Origin of the sequence: Methanococcus voltae (genome assembly GCF_024807655.1) — an archaeon.
GTDB classification, from domain to species: Archaea; AGJL01; Methanococci; order Methanococcales; family Methanococcaceae; genus Methanococcus; species Methanococcus voltae_D.
In genome coordinates this window covers 128,774-146,827 of record NZ_JANUCR010000004.1, presented here as the reverse complement: position 1 = coordinate 146,827, position 18,054 = coordinate 128,774, and the positions used below count along the sequence as shown (strand labels likewise).

Here is an 18,054-nt window from a genome sequence, read left to right as displayed (position 1 = left end):
ACTTAATTAAGCCTTGTTCATTACTTTTGAAACATAAATATCTAAATAGAAATAATATAATAAAAATAATAAAAATAATAGAAATAATAAAAATAATAGAAATAATTACTTAAATTATGAGTAATAATAGAGATACTAATTTTTTTAAATATTTAAAAATCTATATTTTACCGTTTGAGGTGTTTTAATGGATAATTTAATAATCTGGATTACGATATCCGGCTATTTATTGTTAATGTTGTTTGTAAGTTTATACGCAAAAAGATTTATCAAGAATTCGACCGATTTCTTATTAGCGGGTCGTAATTTAGGGATATTTTTAACAACTGCTACTTTAGCAGCTACACATTACGGAGGGGGCTTTATATTGGGCGGTGCTGAACACGGTGTATTATCTGGTTTAGGTGGCGTTTGGTATGGTTTTGCTTGCGGTTTAGGTCTCTTGTTATTGGGGTTATTCCTTGCGAAACCGATGAGAGCTTTAGCATTGTTTACAGTTCCTGAAGTTTTAGAAATGAGATATAATTCCAGAAATATAAGATATTTATCTGCATTTTTATCGTTAACGGCTTTAATAGGTATTATTGGAGCTTTAATAAATGGTGCTTCGTCAGTTTTCCAAGTTCTTGGTATTGACCCACTTTTGGGCGCAATAATCTCAACATTTATATTCATTGCATATACGGCAGCTTCTGGTTTATGGGCTGTTGCATTAACTGACTTCATACAAGTCATTATCGGTAGCGTTGGTGTTATTTTAGCTACAGCTTTAGCTTTTATGAAAGTTGGGGGTATGAGTGGAATTTCTACCGGTTTACAAGCATTACAAAAAACTAATGTTTTACCAATACCTGCGGACCAGTATTTTAACTTTGGTTCAGCGGGAATCGGAACTATTGCGCTTATTTTAGCAGGTACTACAATGTATACATTGATAGGACAAGATTTTTACCAGAGATTATTTGCATCTAAAAATGAAAACGTAGCTAAAAAAGGTGCCATAATTTCAGGTATATTATTGATGATATTATCATTCTTACCGGCATTAGCGGGTATGGCTGCTTTAGTTTTATCAAATGACCCTGCTGCAATAATTGCAAGCCCGAGAACAGCTGTTCCAGAACTTATGATTACAGTATTCGGTAGTGGCGTAGGTGCTTTGTTTTTAGCTGCAATATTGGCGGCCGTAATGAGTACATCAGATTCATTATTGACTGCTTCAACATCACACATTGTAAAAGACTTCTATCAAACAAATAATCCAAATGTAAGCGATAAGAAGATATTAAACTTATCAATATGGAGTACCATAATAGTTGGTATTTTTGCTTTAGTTATATCTTTAAATTTCGATAGTATACTTACTTTAATGGTTTATTCGTACGATGTTTACACGTCTGGCGTATTTATACCATTAGTATTGGGCTTGGTTTGGAAAAGAGCTACAAAAGAAGGTGCTTTGGCTGGAATGGTAATCGGTAGCCTTGTAAGTGCTGGCTTAATATGGGGCTTAGAACTAAATTTATTTACTGGTCTTGTTAGTGGTGCTTGGGAAGCTATTTACGCAAGTAGTGCTTTAGTTTCGTTAGTTGTGATGGTAATTGTTAGTTTAATGACTAAACCACAGCCAATTAATGAAAAATTAAAAGAAGCTTTCCCTAAAATTCAATAAATTTTCTATTTTTATTTATTTTTATTTACTTTTATTTTACATTTCATCTACTTTTTTGAGATTAATTTTTAAATCGTTATTTTTAAATAATGTATTAAAGTAATAAAATAGTAAGTTAATATAAAAATGGCGATTCTATGAAAAAAGATTTAAATTTTAATATTTGGGTTAGAGGAGGCACAAGCGATGCAACAAAGATTGTGCAAGGCCTAAAAGATAATTTAAATAAAAATACGGGTAGTAATAAAAATTTAAAAATAATTGTAACTACGGCAACAGATTTTGGTGGAGAAATCGCTAAAATAAATGCCGATAAAGTAATATCTAAACCATTACGGTATGAAGAATTAAAAAAAAGGTTAATAGAAGAAGAAATAAATTTTTTTATCGATGCTACACACCCTTATGCAATGAAAGCAAGCCAAACTGGATTAAAAGTATGTAATGAATTAAAAATCCATTATTTAAGATATGAAAGACCAGGCAGTGATATTGAAGAGTTAGAAAAAGAATTAAAAGAAGAAAATATAATTTTTGCGGAAAATTATGAAGATGCCATACTCAAAGCCTTTGAAATCAGTAAACCGAGCTGTAATATATTTTTTATGGCAGGTATAAAAAATTTAAAAAGTGTCGTTGAAGTTTCTGAAAATGCTATGTATGATAAAAACAAAATTATAGCGAGAATGTTGCCTGTTTCAGTTTCAGAAGCTTTAAAACTTTTGCCACCTAAAAATATAGTTGCTATGCAGGGAGTATTTTCAGAAAAGTTGAACAAATATTTAATTTTAGATTATAATTGTGATGTGGTAATTACTAAAGATAGCGGTAAAGCAGGCGGATTCTACGAAAAAATGAATGGTGCAAAAGAAGCAGGTGCTAAATTAATAGTTGTAAAAAGACCAATTTCTAATATAACCGATTCTGAATTTAATCAAAAATACGAGTTAAAATTTAATAAAATAGATGAATTAATAAAATATTTTATACAGTAGTATTTATTGTGCTATTAAAAGTATTATTTAACGTATTATTTAAAGTACTATTTATCAATTCTGGGAAGTTATTTAATATAAATAAAAACAGTGCAACTAAAATAATTAATATAATTAGTGCTAAGACACCGAAAACGCTCATATCCCCTTTTTTACCTTTTAAAACTTTTAATGGCATAATACTCCCCATACCCCTTTACATTATGTAATGGTAATTTGATGTATGATAATATATTTATTAATTGAGATATATAATATTTTTTAAAAGTTATAGATAATCTTTATTATTCATTACTCTTAAAAACTCTTTTTTTCTAAACTCCTTACTTGAGTGTATGTAAGTCATTGTCGTGTTAACGTTTGCATGTCCCATTATTTTAGATAATATTTCAATATTCATGTTGCTTTCACAGGCTAATGTTCCAAATGTATGGCGTAGTACGTGAGGAGTTACAATAATATTTAAGATATCTTTCGAGATTGTTCTTAAATATCTTCTATAATCGGATATTTGACCCTCCGAAAGTTTATAACCGCTTTTGGTTAAAAACAATCTATCTATTTTAGGATTTAAAAATTCTCTGTATTTTAAATATTGCTTTATGTGAAGTAATAATTCATCGTCAATGAATACGTATCTGTCCTTGTTTCCTTTCCCGCTCTTGATTATAATCGACCTATCAGATAAATCCATATCATTTAACGAAATGTTTATGAATTCACTTATACGTACGCCTGTTTTTATAAGAAATAATGTAAATATGTAATAATGATAGTCTTCTATTTTTGAAAGTAATAGTTTAGCTTGATTTTTACTTAAACATTGCCTTTCTTTTAATTGAGGTCTTAAAGTCTTTACATAGAGCTTTAAAGGATTATTTATTAAATATTTATTTTCAATTGCCCATTCATAAAAACGGTTAACGTCTGTTAAACGTCTAATCGTCGTACTTATCTGAATTGGTTTTCCATTATGACTTCGATAGTTATTATAGAAAAATAACGCATCATCGATGGTTATAGTTTCCCAACTTTTTTCCTGGAAAAAGTTCATAAAAATATTTAATGAAGCTCGATAACTTTTTAAAGTGTCCTTACTTCGTGCAGATAAAAAGTTTAAATATCTATTTGCTAAATTCCTTGACTCTTCGTTCATTATACCACCTGTTCTATTTTATTAATTATTTAATCATTAATTAATCGCTATTATTTCGTATTCTTCGTTAAGTGGTATCATTTCATCTCGTAATTTAAAGTAGGTATTTCTATCCTGCCCGATACTACGTTCAACTAATGCGTTAAATTCTCTGTCTCTTTCTAAAAGTATTCTAAATTCTTTTTGCTTTAGGTTATTATCAATGTTTAGATATTCTAAAATGTTTTTAAAAGACCACCATTTATCCGGTTCGGTGTTTAAGAGTTTTAAAAGATTACTTTTTAATTTTAAGACGTTTGAACCTGATATACTATTGTTTATTAATTCCGTTATTTTGTTTACGTCTTCCTGATTTTCAGGTAAAACGTTGTCTATATCTTCATAGTTATAGCTTGGACTTCTTTGTTCTTTTTCCATATTTATTTGGTTTTGATTATTGTATGGGTTATTGTATGAGTTTATATTTTGTTTATTTGGATTTTCTACTTTAATTAAATCTAATTTGTAATCAATTCTATTCATTAGGGCTAATAAATCCATATAATGAGGGTATTGTTTATTTGTGAATTCCATTGCAAACTTTGCATATGTGGAAATGCTATTGAAACCCATATTTCTTGCTAACTTTTTAAAGTGTTCTTTCTCGTTATCGTCAGCCATATAAAATGACATCTTAGGCATTGCCATCACCTCTAAAAAAACTGTAAGGTAGCAATAGATTTATATAAGTTAGTAACATATCCGTATTTACGGATAATCGTGTTTAGTAAAAAAGTATACTTTTTGTCGGACAAATATTAAAAAATAATATTTTTATAACGGCGTTCTGGCCTTTATTTAGCATAGTGAAGTTATCACTATGGCTATTATCTAAAATGGGGCTTTAGATAAACCGGTTTCCTTTAAAAAAGCTGGTATAAACCTTGGAGATATGGATGATGACAGATATCAATTAAAATCACCGTACAAACTTGGAAAATAGCTATTTTTATTAATAATTTGTTTAACGGTTGAATTCCTTATTTTTTGAAATAAACGTCAATTCGTGCTTATTTTTTTAGAACTTATTTAAAGATATAGAGGATAATTTAATCTTATTTTATATGAAATAATCATTTATTGTTGATATTCATTCTATGCTCCTTTTGAGTTGTGCGTGAGTTTTACAGTACGGGTCCTTGATAACTATTATTAGTCCTGACGGAGAGCTGTGTCGATTTTGTAATTTTATATTATATACTTTTCTTGAAAGAAAAGTATCAAAAGAACTTTTTTAGCTGTTGGAAAAATTTGGCCTTTCGACCAAATTTTTTATATGACGTGTTAGGCTGACGACTTGCTATCCTCCGCACACCGTAATGGTGTGCTACGGGCAAGTCTGGGAAAATAAAAAAACAGTGTAGTCGACCCTTTCGGGTCTCTATTGGGGACATTGTTGACCAAGTGGCATATTAAACTATTTTAAAATGTTATATTATATATAGGCCGTTGTGCGTACTTTTTTTGAGATTTAAACCGAAAGTTTTAAATATTAGTCCTGCGTATATTATATTGTACAGTACACTATACAGTACATTAATATCAAACATAATTAAATAATGTGGGGTTGAGTAAATGGTTTACAGCGGTTATGTAGAACTTAAATTTAGAAACAAAGATAAAAAGACCGGAAAATATGAAAAATGGGAAAATATAGCACCATTAAAGATATATGTAAATTTCGAAGATTATGAAGAGTTAAAAATAAAAGCGTTAAGATTAGCGACAGAACAAGCGAAAAAATACGAGCAAGTAAGATATGAGATAGATGGAACCGGTCAAGGTCATTATATTAAATTGGGCTTAGTATTAGCGTAATAATGTAGTAGATTGTAATAATCGATTTAGATTTTCAATATTTTAATTTACTTTTAATTATTTATTTAAATTAATATTTTTAGTTTGGAGTTGATAAAGTGAGCACAAGAGGAACATACGAAATAAAAAAGAATGGTTTAAGCTATGTAATCTATAAACATTCGGATAATTACCCGTGGGGTGCATATGTTTATTTAAGACGTATGGCGGGCGGAGACATTAGAAATTTGTATAATATGGAAGATACGGAAATTTTTAAAAATATGTTGGCCAATAAAGGCCACTGCACTGGGTTGGGTTTTCATTCAGACATTGAATATCATTATACAGTTGATTTGGATAAAAAAGAGATAGAAATTTATAAAATTCCGTTTATACCATTTGAAGAAAATCGGGACCCATTTGACGAGCGTGTAAAATTAGAAAGCTTTAAAGATGAAGTTTTAACGGATTTTAAAGAAGAATTGAACTTTTATGAAAATGAATTAAATAAAGAAGCTCCGAGACTTCCAAAAGAGGACCTTAGGAACATGGTAAATTATTTAACGGAAAATATTTCAGAAGCTGAAAAAATTGAATTTTAATTTATTTATTAATTTAATATTTATTAATTTAATATTTAATATTTAATCATTTATTTAATCAATCTTTTAGTTTGGAGTTGGTGAGATGCAAAAAACCGAAGTAGTATTTTTAAAATTAGAAATTGTATGCAATGTTAAAGACCAATGGATGGTTAGAATAACATTACCGCAGATTAACAAGAAGTATGTTTATAATGACGATACGGAAAAATGCACAATAATGGATACTAAAACCGGCAGAATGGAAATAAAAAATTATAAATGGGATACCATTAGAAATTTAGAAGAAAAGACCTTAAAAAGTGAAAACTACGACCTTGCAAAAGCTATGATGGATTATCTAAAAGATAAGACGTATAATAAAGTAGAGCCTAATGTTTATGAGTCTACATTTGAAAAAACAATTTTATTAACGATTTATTAATTTAATATTTAATTAATTTTAATAGATTTTTAATTATTTATTATATATTATTTATTTAGTTATTTATTAATTAATTTAACAAATAAATTAAATTATAGGTTGGTTGGTGAAAATATGGAAGCAATTTCAGAATATAAAACAGTTAACGTACAAAACTTAGAGAATGAACTTAAAAAGATTGAAAAAGATTACAATATTTGTATGTTCCACGTTAAGCACGATTTAACAAGAAGATTGAAAGAACATATATATTCTGAACTTTTAGCGGATAATTATAAAATTAAAGTCGATACAGAGACCGAAAGAAGTTTAATGAATATGAATTCTTATGAAGAAATGGAAAAAATATTTATTAAAAAGTATCCCAACCCCAAAGAACTTAAAATAAGTCAGTTGATGAGAAGTTTAAGCTATTCTAATATTATATGGGACTTAAGAAGAAAAAAAGAACGTAATGAAATGAGCAACGACGATATAAAAAACTTTATTGTAGATATGAATAAAAAAGGAGTACTTTTAAGCGGTGGACGTATAGAAAACGATACCTATTATATGATTTGGGAACTTGACAAGCTAACCGAGTTATTAAACTTAGAGTTTAATTTTAACATTGAATACCAAAAGCCATTTAATAAAGATGTTGAAGAACTTAAAGAAACAATTTCAGAAGCTTATAAGGAAGTCGGAGAAATAAGAATATTTAAAAACGGCAAAATAATTTTAAAACCGAAAGATAAAAGAGTTAAAGACCGCTTAAACGATTTATACGCTGAAACGGTTTTAAAGATTTTATAAATTATATATAAGTTATAATTATAACGATAACGATATATATAAAAATATAACGATATTATGACCATTAAACAGCAAAACAAGAGCAAACGAGGGATTTAACTCCCTCGGCTTTTGGCTCGCCACAGACCCCAACCACGTCCCAAGCCAATATAAAATGTTATTAAATACGCCACCAACAAGACCCCAACCACCACCCTTTATATATTTTGTATGATACATCGTATATTACGTTAGAATAATTTTGGTGATAATTTGATTAAAAAGATTTATAAAAATGGAAACGCTTTCGCAGTAACTTTAAGTAAATCGGACGTAGAATTTATTTTAAAAGATTTAGAAGATAGAGAAGTTAATGTCACTCATGAAATATTTGACGGAGAAAAAGCTATTGTTATAAGGAAAAATTAAATAGTGATAAAAATGATAAAAGAAGGATATAAAGAAACTAAAATAGGTTTGATACCTAATGATTGGGAAGTTAAAAAATTAGGGGACGTTTGTAGTTTCATTGGTGATGGGATACATAGTACTCCAAAATATTGTACTAATGGAAAATATTATTTTATAAATGGAAATAATTTAAAAAATGGGACTATTGTACATACTAACGATACTAAATTAATAAGTTTTGAAGAATTTAATAAATTAAAACAAAAAATTGCAGAAGATGCATTATTATTATCGATAAATGGAACTATTGGAAATTGCTCATATTATAACAATGAAAAAATTTTGTTGGGCAAAAGTGTGGCTTATATTAATCTAAAAAATAAAAATATTAAAAATTTTATTTATTATGTTATTCAATCTCCCAGAACTGTTTCTCAATTTTATTCGGAATTGACTGGCTCTACAATTAAAAATTTATCTTTGAAATCACTACGAAATTTATGTATACCACTTCCCCCATTAAAAGAACAGCAAAAAATTGCGGAAATCTTAACAAAATGGGATAATCATATTGAAACTTTAGAAAATTTAATTTCTAAAAAGGAAGAATATAAAAAAGGTTTAATGCAAAATTTATTAACTGGTAAAGTTCGTTTCCCAGGATTTAATGAAGAATGGAAAGAAGTTAAATTAGGTGAAATTTGCAAATTTTTAAAAGGTAATGGATTATCTAAAGAAAAGTTAAATAAAAATGGTAAATTTAAGTGCATATTATACGGTGAACTATATACGACATATTCTGAAGTTATAAAAGAAGTGCTTAGTAAAACAGATTTTAAAGAAAAAATACATTCCGAAAAAGGGGATATATTAATACCCGCATCTACCACTACTACAGGGATTGATTTAGCAAATGCTACAGCAATAAATGAAGAAAACGTAATATTGGGGGGAGATATTAATATATTAAGAAAAAAATACGAAAATAAATATAATAACGAATTTTTGGCATATTATTTAACATATGGTAAAAAATATGAATTAGCAAAATATGCACAAGGAACTACAATAGTTCATTTATATGGAAAAGACATTAAAAATATGAAAATACAACTTCCAACACTTGAAGAACAGGAACAAATTGCAGAAGTTTTATCATTGCAAGATAAAGAAATAGAAATTTTAAAGGAAAAATTAGAACTTTTAAAAATGCAAAAAAAAGGTTTAATGCAGAAGTTACTTACTGGAGAAATACGAGTTAAATGTTAAAAATAAAAATATTTATTTAATTTATAATTCTAATTCATTTAATATTTTTTCTAAATCTTCATCCTGTTTTAAAAATTGTTCTTTTAATTCTTTAATTTCTGCTTTAACTTTTTCCATATTGACTGGTTCTTCTTCTTCAAAAGTATCCACATATCGAGGAATATTTAAATTGTAATCATTTTCTTTTATATCGTCCAAAGTAGCAACCGCTGAATATTTATCAATTGCTTTTCTTTCTTTATAGGTATCAATTATTTTCTCAACGTCTTCGTCCCTAAGTATATTTTGATTTTTACCAGGTTCATAATCGTTTGAAGCATCTATAAATAAAACATTGTCCCCAGTTTCTCTGCATTTTTTAAATACCAATATAGTTGTAGGAATACCCGTTCCAAAGAATATATTTGACGGTAGTCCTATCACAGCATCTAAATAATTCTTTTCTTTTATAAGGTATTTTCTTATAGTACCCTCTGCATTACCCCTAAATAATACACCGTGAGGTAATACAACGGCCATGACACCTTTATCTGCTAAATGGTAAATCATATGTTGTACAAAAGCAAAATCTGCTTTGGAATTTGGAGCCATTTTTCCATATTCGCTAAATCTATCGTCATCATTATGCATAGAATTATCCCAAGTTTGAGAATATGGTGGATTTGCAACTACTGCATCAAACTTTTTACCCAAATGTTTAGGGTTTTCTAAAACATCATCATTTTGTATGTCAAATTTATCATAAGATACGTTGTGTAATAACATATTCATACGTGCCAAGTTGTAAGTGGTCGATATAACTTCTTGACCGTAAAATTTACGTACATCTGCCTCTTTTGATATCCTAAGTAATAAAGAGCCTGAACCACAAGTTGGGTCGTAAACACTTTTTAAATCTTTTTTACCCATCGTTACAATTTTGGCCAATATTTTAGATACTTGTTGAGGTGTATAAAATTCCCCTGCTTTCTTTCCCGCACTTGAAGCAAACTGAGATATTAAAAACTCATAAGCATCTCCTAAAACATCAATTTCAGAATCTTCGTGACTAAAATCAATTTCTGCAATCTTAGAAAGTACTTTAGCCATAAGTTTAGACCTTGCTTCTACTTTCTGGCCAAGTTTGTTGGATTCCAAATCTAAATCGTCAAATAAATTTTCAAAAGCATCCTGACTTTTTGTTCCGAGTGTAGATTCGTTTATACTACCAATTGCTTTGGATAATTCCTCAATTGTAAAGTCTTTAGTATTCGTTATTTTATTTACCATTGTGGAAAATAAATATTCTGGTGCAATATAATAACCTATTTCATCTAATAATTCTTCTTTAAGCTCTTCAGTGTATTCTTCGTCATTCCAAGCTTCCGCATAAGTTATGTTATCTTCTTTAAGTAAGTTAGAAACCCTATTTTCCAATTTTTCAGAAAGATATCTATAAAAAATTACTCCTAAAATATAATTTTTAAACTCATTATGTTCCATATTACCCCTTAAATCGTTGGCAATGGACCATAATTTAGTATTTAATTGATTTTTTTGTTCTTTTTGTTTAGTGCTTGTTATCATAATTACCCTTAATATATTATTATTTTATTAAATTATCATTATAATATTATTAATCTATTACGTAATTATCTTTACCTATATTTTAATTTATCATTTAATTAAATTTAAAAAAGTAATAGTTAATTAAATATTTTAAGTATATTTAGTGTATTTAGTGTATTTAGTGTATTTAGTGTATTTAAGCGTATTTTTTAGCCTGATATTGTATAAATTCGCTAACTTTATTGATAATTCTCTTTTTCTTCAAAAATGGAGCTGAAATACTATCGCCTACGGCTTTTTTATCCAAAGTTTTCGAGTAATCATATTCTTCCACATAGCTCCATAATTTGGTAGTATCGATATTATTTTCTTTTGCAAATTCTTCAACTTCTTCTGTTCTTTTTTTATCTTCAAATTCATAATATAATGATTCAATATCATCCTGATTATTTAATTCGATAATTTTTGGGACTTCTTTTTCTAAAAATTCCTGTATTAATTCTACTTTTAATCTTAATTCTTCATTATCTGCCTTTTTCAACTTATCGACGATATCTTTTATTTCTTTATCTCTATTTTTGGTATTATCTATATCCAAATTCTTTAAAAGATTGAGAATATAATCCACATTTATTTTATCGGTATACATTAACTCAATACTAAAATCTATGTCTTTAAGAACTGATGTACCTTCGTATTCACCTCTAGTTACATCATCATAGACCATAAGGTATTTAGTTTTATACTCCTGATATGTTTGTTCATCAATGCCAAGTTTATCCTCTTCAAATTCGAATTCTACAAAATTCTTCATCGTAACAAGTACCTTAGTCAAATTTTTAAATGCCATAACAAATTCGGAAGTTTTTGATTCACCTTCTATCAAATCTACATCGTCAGGCGTATTTGCGATATTATGTAATTTTTCTAAGCGTTCTTTAAATTTATCCAAATAAAATTCGTAGCTTTCCATAAGTACAGTATCTACATCATCCGTTTGAGAAAATAAACGAATAGCATTTTCAGTTTTCTCTCTCAAATTTCTATAACATACTACATTACCATGTGGTTTATTCGCAGAATATACCCTATTAGTTCTTGAAAAAGCCTGTATTAAATTGTGATATTTCATATCTTTATCGATATAAATTGTATTCAATAATTTACTGTCAAAACCTGTTAAAAACATATTTACGACAAGTAAAATATCAATTTGGCCATTTTTTAATCTTTTAGAAATATCTATGAAATAATTTGAAAATGTATCTGTTGAATAATTCGTATTATAAATTTTATTATAATCGCTGATTATTCGTTCTAAAATATCCCGAGAATGCTCTGCATTTATGCCCGCACTGGCCTCATTAGCTTCATAAGTATAAATTCCGGCTATTTTTAAATCGTGGTCAAACTCTTTAAATTTATTATAGTACTTTATAAGTGATGGAATACTATCCACCGCAAATATAGAACAGTATTCTTTATCACGTGTTTTTAAGTTATGATTTTTAACAATGTCATTACAAATTAGGGATATACGTTCGTCTGTACTCCAAAGCTCTTTTTTATTTATTTTATAAATTTTTGTATCATCATTTTTATCATAGTTACCTTCAAAAGTTTTAAAATACTGAATAAGGAATCCCAATACGTTACCGTCCCTAATTGCATCTTTTATAAGATATGTATGTAAACATTTTTTAAACAAATCGGCAGTGACCATGTCTTTAGCCCCTTTATTTTCCTTAAAGATTGGTGTACCTGTAAATCCAAAATATTGAGCGTTAACGAAATGCTTTTTTATAACCCTGTGCATTTCACCAAATTGAGACCTATGACATTCATCTATTATGAATATTACTTTATCATCTTTGTATTTGTCCATTATTTCAGCATATTTTTCAGATTTAATGGCTATACTCATTTTTTGAATTGTAGTAACTATTAATTTTCTATCAATTTCTTGAATTTGCTTAACTAAATTTTTAGTATTATCCGTATCATCTACAGAATCCTTTTCAAATTTATTAAATTCCTTTATTGTTTGTGCATCCAAATCTTTTCTATCAACTAAAAAGAAAACCCGGTCAATTTTGGGATTATTCGCTAATAATTGACTTGCTTTAAAAGATGTAAGTGTTTTACCACTGCCCGTCGTATGCCAAACGTATCCGTTACTATTCGTATTTATGGCACGGTCTAAAATGGATTCAACCGCATAAATCTGATAAGGTCTCATAACCATTAGATTTTTATCCGACTCGTTAATAATCATATATTCGGAAATAATTTTAGCAATACGATTTTTTTCTAAAAAGTTATCTGCAAATTCATCCAAGTTAGTTATACGCTTATTATCTACATTAGCCCAGAAGAAAGCACTATTAAATAAAATTTCCCCATCACGGTTTGCAAAATACTTAACATTTTTATTACTTCCAATTACAAAAATTTGTATGTATCTAAAAAGACCTTTATAAGAATGCTTCCTATACCTCATAACTTGATTAAAAGCTTCTTTTATATCGACACCTGCCTTTTTTAATTCGACTTGTATCAAAGGCAAGCCATTTATTAATAAGGTAACGTCATAACGATTTTCATACTTTCCTTTCATCGTAATTTGATTAGTTACTTGAAATATATTGTTATTTAAGTTATTACTATCGATAAATTCAAGATATACTTTTTTAGGAGTATTGCCCTCATCACGCTCTAATATGCATTTATCTCGAAGTATTTTAGCACTTTCAAATATGCTTTTGCCAGATAACTGAGTCATGATCTTGTTAAATTCATAATCACTAAATGGAATATTATCTAATTTTTCTTTATTGTGTAAATATAATTGTTCTCTAAAATTATTTTCTAAGTCTTTTTCATCTTCTATTTTAATTCTTGAATAACCTTGATTAACTAATTGTTTAATAAATTTATTTTCAAGTTGCGATTCGCTTTCAACTTCCATATCGTCCACCATATATAAATTATAATTGAATAAGTTATTTAAATTAAAAATTATTTTTATAAAATATGCGTATATTATGCATATAAATTTAATAAATAATTAGTCCCTTAATTATATAATTCTTTTTATATCGTTTAAAATTTAAAAAAAGTATTGTTTTTATTCCGTACTAAATGTAACTATTTTTTATACTATTTTCACCCCATTTTTAAGTATAAAATATAATGGTGTTTTAATGAGTAAAAGAGTATCTAAAAAATATGGTAAATTACCTTATGAAATTAACAATTTATTAAAGAATCACAAATATGTTGAAGCTTTAGATAAATTAAATAAAATTGAAGAGTTTCAAAATAAAAATCCTGACTTTTATACTAATAGGGGAATAGTATATAGTGAGCTAAAACAATATGATAATGCCATCAATGATTTTACAACTGCTATTATGTTAAAAAATAATGATCCAAAGTTGTATTTTAATAGAGGTACGTTATATAAAATACTTAAAAAATATAGTGAAGCATTAAAAGATTACGATATGGCATTATCGTTAAATTCTAAATATACTGATGTATATCTCAATAGGGGAATAATATATAGTGAGCTAAAAAAGTACGATAAAGCCATTGATGATTTTACAACTGCCATTAGTATAAGAAAAGATTCCAAATCTTATTCAAATAGGGGTCTTATATACACCAAATTAAAAATGTATAATAATGCCATGGAAGATTTCAATAATGCTCTCAATATAGATTATACTAATACTGATGCCTATGAAAATAGGGGGTGCTTATATGGCGAACTAAAAAAGTATAATAATGCCATGGAAGATTTCCAAAAAGCAGATGAGTTGAAAAATGATTCCAATACAAAATATAATCTCGGAACATTATATAAAATGTTAAAAAAATATGATAAAGCATTATTCTACTTAAACAAAGCTTTGGAATTAGATAATAAAAACGTTAAAGCACTGATAAATAGAAGAAATATCTATGTTGAGTTAAGAGAATATGATAAAGCATTAAAAGACAATAATTATATTATCAATATTCAAAATAATTCAAAATCATATTTTGAAAGAGGTACATTGCATAAAATATTTAAAAAATATGATAAAGCATTAAAAGATTACAATATAGCCATAAACTTGGATAATAATAATTATGACGCATATATTAATCGAGGAATAGTGTACAGTGAGCTAAAACAATATGATAATGCCATGGAAGATTTCAATAATGCAATAAAAATAAATCCAAAAAATCCTATGGGTTATAATAATAGAAGCTTTATTTATCTAACACTAAATAATAAAACGAAAGCAATAGAAGACCTTAATCGAGCAGTTGCGTTAGATAAAAATAATTATGAGGTATATCTCAATAGAAGTATTGGATATGATAAATTAGATCAAATTGAAAAATCGAATCAAGATTATAACGAATCTAAAAATATAAAATATAAAAAAAATATGTCAAGATATATTAATAATTATTACCTCAAAAATTTAAAAAATTTAAAAATCACAAATGAACTTATAGAAAGTACCATAAGTCTTGCGGAAAAAGTAAACGACTTTAAAAATAAACAAATTAAAACTATTAATATCAATAATAAAAATTCTAAAAACCAGTCAACTAATAATAATTTAATAGTTCATTATACCAAACCATCAACAGTTAAATCCTTAATTGTACCAGAAAAAGACTTTGAAGAAGAAAAAAATAAAGGGAATAATTTTACTAAATCTTACCTTAGATTATATAATGCAAAATATATGAACGATCCTGAAGAGGGAAAATTATTAGTAAATGAATTATGTAAAAAACAGTATAAAGAATTATTTAATAAAAATAATGACGGATATAGTATTCAAACAACATTTATAGGTAGTTTTTTACCCGATACTGACAGATTATATTTATGGAGGACTTATGGTAAAAATGATAACGATGAAGAAGCTGGAGGACTTAATATAGTTTTTAAAGAAAATTTCTTTGATAATGAGTTAGACCCCCAATTAGAACCTATGAAATTAATGGATAAATCCTTAGACGAATTAAATACCTCATTTGTAAATTCCCAAAGTTATGATAATATTAATAAATCCAAAAATCCTTTGGAATTAACCCATTTTGAAAAAGAACGTAAAATATATTATAATTTATATGATGTAAGTTATATATCTAAAAAAGAATTAAATGATTGTCTTTCTAGAGATTTTAAGGATCATCAAAACCGTCAAAACGAGCTAAAAACTATCATTGATAACTTAAAAAAATATGAAAAATATAAGGATATTAAACGATATATTAAAGAACTAGAAAAGTTACGTGAATTAGAAGAGTTTACTTACCAAATCGATATAGAATTAAAAAAAATATATAAAATTTACGAAGAATTAACGTCCAAAATTGAAAAAGAAAGAGTAACTGATATGATAATTTCCATACTAAATGACGTTAGCTATTTAATAAAATCGTCAGATTATAAAGAAGAGCGTGAAATGAGAGTTTTAGTTACCTTACCCACGGATGATGAATCTATACAATTCCATGTTCTGAAAGAATTTAATGAATATGAAGAATTCCCAGAACGAATGTATATAGATATAGAAAAAAGCCTAAATGATGAAAATAATAAATATGATAAATATATTGAGAAGGTAACAATGGGGCCAAAACTTGTAAATAAAAATAGATGGGAAATTTATTTGAATAGAAAAGGAGTGACGGTTAATGATTCACTAATTAATTATAGATAACCACTGAATATTTACCCTAATTGTTTACTATTTTATTTTTCACAACTGACAAAACCAATGTTTTGTCCTTTTTATATATTTTAACGATATTTTAAGGGATTTTATATATTTTTTTAAAAAATAAACGTTGAGATTATGTAGAGTAATACTTAGTATGATTTTTACGTGACCTTTGTAATAACGCATTTCAAAATCCAAAATTATTAAGCCCGTTCTGAGCTTCTTTTTTTAGAGTTAAAAAATTTAGTAGATACTATGAGATTTGTTTAATCTATTCTATTAGTTATATGCTCAATTCATTCTGTATGGTTTGATTATTAGTTCTTAGTTATTTTGTATTTATTAAAAGAGTTACTTTTTATATATTCAACTAACCCCGAATTATAATTTTAAAATACAAATGGTAACTTTTATATAGGGTCTGAAACAAACTATATATTGCTGAATTACATTATTTTTGCGATACGGCTAAATAGAGCTTTGTTTAATCTATAAGCTGTTTTAAATGCTTATTGGTGAGTAATAATTTAACTACGTGTCACAGTGCATAATCCATTAAAACAAGGATTGAAACCATAATTCGTTGATATGTGGTTCAAACATATCAATAGTCACAGTGCATAATCCATTAAAACAAGGATTGAAACCTGGCAATAAGTGTACTGGCACCGATAGCGACACTAGTCACAGTGCATAATCCATTAAAACAAGGATTGAAACTCTTCTTGATAATAACTTTGTTCTTGTACAATATGGGTCACAGTGCATAATCCATTAAAACAAGGATTGAAACCGACAAGTAATTGATGGGTTAAGGGGTAAACCTGAACGTCACAGTGCATAATCCATTAAAACAAGGATTGAAACTAAATATCTTTTATATGAATAGTTTTACGCCATTTAGTCACAGTGCATAATCCATTAAAACAAGGATTGAAACTTATGTTGACTTAAAAACAACATAATAAAATAAAGTCACAGTGCATAATCCATTAAAACAAGGATTGAAACTTGCACTTTTTGCACCGTGTCCGTACGGTTCGTCATCTGTGTCACAGTGCATAATCCATTAAAACAAGGATTGAAACTGAAACCATCGTCTGTAAGCACGCGGTTAGACGATTTACAGAAGAGTCACAGTGCATAATCCATTAAAACAAGGATTGAAACTTCAATATTTAGTTTTTCAACTAATTATATTATATGAATGTCACAGTGCATAATCCATTAAAACAAGGATTGAAACAATATATAGATTCATCAATATATCCTATATGACCTTTTTGTCACAGTGCATAATCCATTAAAACAAGGATTGAAACTATCATAGAATTTTTTGAACTGTCCTTTTAGAAAAAAAGTCACAGTGCATAATCCATTAAAACAAGGATTGAAACATAATTATTGTTTTGTAATACTATTCATCTAAAAAGGTCAGTCACAGTGCATAATCCATTAAAACAAGGATTGAAACTATAAATATTTCTATTAAATAATTAAATAAATATTTAGTCACAGTGCATAATCCATTAAAACAAGGATTGAAACATATATCTATTCCCAATATACCTAAGAGGATAAAATGTCACAGTGCATAATCCATTAAAACAAGGATTGAAACTTAAT

General features: G+C 27.4%; 14 protein-coding genes and 1 CRISPR repeat array (1 of these 15 running past the window's edge). Of the genes, 9 read left to right on the top strand and 5 right to left on the bottom strand.

The annotated features are described in order from the left end of the window. Positions 1-187: 187 nt before the first annotated feature. Entirely contained in the window at positions 188-1,672 is a 1,485-nt protein-coding gene (locus J3E06_RS05995) for a sodium:solute symporter family protein (RefSeq protein WP_013179717.1), read from the top strand. A gap of 137 nt (positions 1,673-1,809) precedes the next feature. Then, positions 1,810-2,667 carry a precorrin-6A reductase gene (gene cobK / locus J3E06_RS05990; protein ID WP_013179716.1) on the top strand — a complete coding sequence of 286 codons (858 nt, stop codon included), beginning with the start codon at positions 1,810-1,812 and terminating at the stop codon, positions 2,665-2,667. Here the strand turns inward: cobK and J3E06_RS05985 are convergent. From J3E06_RS05985 to J3E06_RS05975, 3 genes are all read right to left on the bottom strand, one after another. Continuing rightward, complete coding sequence (locus J3E06_RS05985; RefSeq protein ID WP_013179715.1) at positions 2,657-2,845, bottom strand: hypothetical protein; 189 nt, start codon at positions 2,843-2,845, stop codon at positions 2,657-2,659. The two genes, cobK and J3E06_RS05985, sit on opposite strands and share 11 nt — an antisense overlap. 90 nt (positions 2,846-2,935) lie before the next feature. Further along, positions 2,936-3,823, bottom strand: a complete 888-nt coding sequence (locus tag J3E06_RS05980) for a tyrosine-type recombinase/integrase (protein WP_013179714.1) — start codon at positions 3,821-3,823, stop codon at positions 2,936-2,938. A gap of 36 nt (positions 3,824-3,859) precedes the next feature. Beyond that, a complete protein-coding gene (locus J3E06_RS05975; protein ID WP_013179713.1) occupies positions 3,860-4,504 on the bottom strand; it encodes a hypothetical protein in 645 nt (214 codons plus the stop codon). A 933-nt stretch (positions 4,505-5,437) separates the two neighbouring features. Between J3E06_RS05975 and J3E06_RS05970 the strand changes: the two genes are divergently transcribed. The 6 genes from J3E06_RS05970 (at position 5,438) to J3E06_RS05945 (ending at position 9,142) form a co-directional block, all read left to right on the top strand. Continuing rightward, positions 5,438-5,680, top strand: coding sequence for a hypothetical protein (locus J3E06_RS05970; protein ID WP_013179712.1), 243 nt, complete (start codon positions 5,438-5,440; stop codon positions 5,678-5,680). 98 nt (positions 5,681-5,778) lie between these two features. After that, positions 5,779-6,264, top strand: coding sequence for a hypothetical protein (locus J3E06_RS05965; RefSeq protein ID WP_013179711.1), 486 nt, complete (start codon positions 5,779-5,781; stop codon positions 6,262-6,264). Between the two features lie 85 nt (positions 6,265-6,349). Next, a complete protein-coding gene (locus J3E06_RS05960) occupies positions 6,350-6,688 on the top strand; it encodes a hypothetical protein (protein WP_013179710.1) in 339 nt (112 codons plus the stop codon). Positions 6,689-6,802: 114 nt separating this feature from the next. Beyond that, a complete protein-coding gene (locus J3E06_RS05955; protein ID WP_013179709.1) occupies positions 6,803-7,483 on the top strand; it encodes a hypothetical protein in 681 nt (226 codons plus the stop codon). A gap of 252 nt (positions 7,484-7,735) precedes the next feature. Further along, the gene (locus J3E06_RS05950; protein ID WP_013179708.1) at positions 7,736-7,891 is read left to right on the top strand and encodes a hypothetical protein; all 156 of its coding nucleotides are present in this window, start codon (positions 7,736-7,738) and stop codon (positions 7,889-7,891) included. Positions 7,892-7,903: 12 nt separating this feature from the next. Beyond that, positions 7,904-9,142: a restriction endonuclease subunit S gene (locus tag J3E06_RS05945; protein WP_013179707.1), complete on the top strand. Its 1,239-nt coding sequence runs from the start codon at positions 7,904-7,906 to the stop codon at positions 9,140-9,142. Between the two features lie 21 nt (positions 9,143-9,163). Here J3E06_RS05945 and J3E06_RS05940 read toward each other — a convergent pair whose 3' ends face one another. Together J3E06_RS05940 and J3E06_RS05935 are read right to left on the bottom strand one after the other, a co-directional pair. Then, positions 9,164-10,708: a type I restriction-modification system subunit M gene (locus J3E06_RS05940; protein WP_013179706.1), complete on the bottom strand. Its 1,545-nt coding sequence runs from the start codon at positions 10,706-10,708 to the stop codon at positions 9,164-9,166. 178 nt (positions 10,709-10,886) lie between these two features. Continuing rightward, positions 10,887-13,658 (bottom strand): type I restriction endonuclease subunit R, encoded by a 2,772-nt coding sequence (locus J3E06_RS05935; protein WP_013179705.1) that lies wholly within the window; start codon positions 13,656-13,658, stop codon positions 10,887-10,889. Positions 13,659-13,893: 235 nt separating this feature from the next. Between J3E06_RS05935 and J3E06_RS05930 the strand changes: the two genes are divergently transcribed. After that, complete coding sequence (locus J3E06_RS05930) at positions 13,894-16,428, top strand: tetratricopeptide repeat protein (RefSeq protein ID WP_013179704.1); 2,535 nt, start codon at positions 13,894-13,896, stop codon at positions 16,426-16,428. 537 nt (positions 16,429-16,965) lie between these two features. Beyond that, positions 16,966-18,054: a CRISPR direct-repeat array (repeat unit 37 nt; unit sequence GTCACAGTGCATAATCCATTAAAACAAGGATTGAAAC) (it continues 1,555 nt past the right edge of the window).

What these genes read in the sequence shown, in the direction of transcription:
- J3E06_RS05945 (WP_013179707.1), top strand. Translation starts at nt 7,904, where the DNA reads ATGATAAAAGAAGGATATAAAGAAACTAAAATAGGTTTGATACCTAAT.
- J3E06_RS05940 (WP_013179706.1), bottom strand. Translation starts at nt 10,708, where the DNA reads ATGATAACAAGCACTAAACAAAAAGAACAAAAAAATCAATTAAATACT.
- J3E06_RS05930 (WP_013179704.1), top strand. Translation starts at nt 13,894, where the DNA reads ATGAGTAAAAGAGTATCTAAAAAATATGGTAAATTACCTTATGAAATT.
- J3E06_RS05935 (WP_013179705.1), bottom strand. Translation starts at nt 13,658, where the DNA reads ATGGAAGTTGAAAGCGAATCGCAACTTGAAAATAAATTTATTAAACAA.
- J3E06_RS05980 (WP_013179714.1), bottom strand. Translation starts at nt 3,823, where the DNA reads ATGAACGAAGAGTCAAGGAATTTAGCAAATAGATATTTAAACTTTTTA.
- J3E06_RS05995 (WP_013179717.1), top strand. Translation starts at nt 188, where the DNA reads ATGGATAATTTAATAATCTGGATTACGATATCCGGCTATTTATTGTTA.
- J3E06_RS05985 (WP_013179715.1), bottom strand. Translation starts at nt 2,845, where the DNA reads ATGCCATTAAAAGTTTTAAAAGGTAAAAAAGGGGATATGAGCGTTTTC.
- J3E06_RS05955 (WP_013179709.1), top strand. Translation starts at nt 6,803, where the DNA reads ATGGAAGCAATTTCAGAATATAAAACAGTTAACGTACAAAACTTAGAG.
- J3E06_RS05960 (WP_013179710.1), top strand. Translation starts at nt 6,350, where the DNA reads ATGCAAAAAACCGAAGTAGTATTTTTAAAATTAGAAATTGTATGCAAT.
- J3E06_RS05975 (WP_013179713.1), bottom strand. Translation starts at nt 4,504, where the DNA reads ATGCCTAAGATGTCATTTTATATGGCTGACGATAACGAGAAAGAACAC.
- J3E06_RS05970 (WP_013179712.1), top strand. Translation starts at nt 5,438, where the DNA reads ATGGTTTACAGCGGTTATGTAGAACTTAAATTTAGAAACAAAGATAAA.
- cobK (WP_013179716.1), top strand. Translation starts at nt 1,810, where the DNA reads ATGAAAAAAGATTTAAATTTTAATATTTGGGTTAGAGGAGGCACAAGC.